Raw genomic sequence first — 1,559 nt, 5'->3', positions numbered from 1 at the left:
GTACGTCACCCCGCTCGAAACGAGATCCTTGCTCAGGCAGAACCTCGTCCCGGCAGCGTAAACACCCGCTGTCCAGTTCGCGGGGGGAACTTCAAGCAGCCACAAAGAACGTTCTTGGTCCGACGGTACAAGAAGCGGCCCTTTTGACCAGCGGAAACGACCCTCGTAGGGCTGCTGGGCCGACGTAATGGACCGACAACGGTCCGGATCTTGGTCCCGGGGCGTGAGGGGCCTGTGGGCGGCATGGGCGCGGGTGGGACCTTGCATTCTGCGCGCCCGCACGGGCGCATCAACGGGTTCTCAGGGCCGCGGATTGATGGCGCACTGTCGGGTGGCCGGGGGAGGCAGTATCTCATGCGGCCCCGTGCCATGATGCCGACCTCACGACTGGGTGGGGGTGGGCAGACAGGTCTGCCGGTAGAACGCCGAGCCCTCCACGATGCGCGCGGGGTCCCACTGGTGCTGCTTGGCCTGGGAGATCGACCAGGCCGCGTTGATCAGTCCGATGTGGCTGAACGCCTGAGGGAAATTGCCCAGCAGTTCCCCAGTGGCGGGGTCGACCTCCTCCGCCATCAGGCCCACGTCGTTCATCGCGGTCGCGGCCCGCTCGAAGGCCGCCTGTGCCTCGTCGACCTCGCCGGCCACGGCCAGTGCCTGCGCCAGCCAGAAAGTGCACAACACGAACGCGCCTTCCCCGCCGGGCAGGCCGTCATCCGAGCCCTTGTACCGGTAGACCATGCCCTGCGGATCGGTTAGCCGATCACGGATGGCGTTGATGGTGGACCGCATACGCTCGCCCCCAGCCGGGGTGAAGCCCACCAGGGGAAGCATCAGAACCGACGCATCCAGGACGTCGGAACCGAAGGCTTGCGTGTAGGCGCCGAGGTCGGGATTCCAGCCCTGCGCCTCGATCGCCTCACGGATGTCCTGCCGCGCCCGCGACCACGCGGGTACCCGCCTGCCGGCCTTCAGGAGATCAGCCATGGCGATGGCGCGGTCCAGGGCCGTCCAGCACATGGCCTTGGAGTAGACGAAGTGCTGGGCCGCACTGCGGACCTCCCAGATGCCCTGATCTGGCTCTTTCCACCGAACCGCAGCGGCGTCGGCGAGCCTGCTGAGGAAACACTTGGTGGCTGGATTCGTGTCCGCCAGATACGGTCCCAAGCGATGCGCGGCGCCCAGGAGCTCGCCGTACACATCCAGCTGTCGCTGCCGCCAGGCGGCGTTTCCCACCCGCACGGGCCCGCTACCGCGCCAGCCCGGCAGATGCTCCAGCTCCCGCTCGCTCAGGTCACACTCCCCGCGGATCCCGAACATGATCTGCATATTCGGCTGCCCTTCCGGATCCACCGCGGCTGCCTGCGCCATCCAGTCGAAGAACGCCACCGCCTCGTCCGGACAGGCCGCGATCCACAACGCGTCCAAATTGAAGGCTCCCCTCCCTGAAGGGAGGGGAATGCGTCGCCCTCCAGGGCTGTGCGGGGATTTACGGCTCAGGCCGCCACCGGAGCCGGCGGCCCCGGTGGTCTTACGCCCTCGGCACCGTCCGGGTTCCAACC

Annotated in this window: 1 protein-coding gene; it reads right to left on the bottom strand. The window is 67.5% G+C overall.

Annotated elements, in window-relative coordinates; all coding sequences use genetic code 11:
• Positions 1 to 381: 381 nt before the first annotated feature.
• On the bottom strand, positions 382 to 1,416 hold the full coding sequence (locus ACIBJF_RS53365; RefSeq protein ID WP_399185109.1) for a glycoside hydrolase family 15 protein: 1,035 nt from the start codon (positions 1,414 to 1,416) through the stop codon (positions 382 to 384).
• Positions 1,417 to 1,559: the final 143 nt, after the last annotated feature.

Origin of the sequence: Streptomyces sp. NPDC050743, from assembly GCF_044456925.1 — a bacterium.
Lineage (GTDB): Bacteria > Actinomycetota > Actinomycetes > Streptomycetales > Streptomycetaceae > Streptomyces.
The sequence above is the reverse complement of the archived record's forward strand: the minus strand, read 5'-3'. Positions and strand labels throughout refer to the sequence as shown.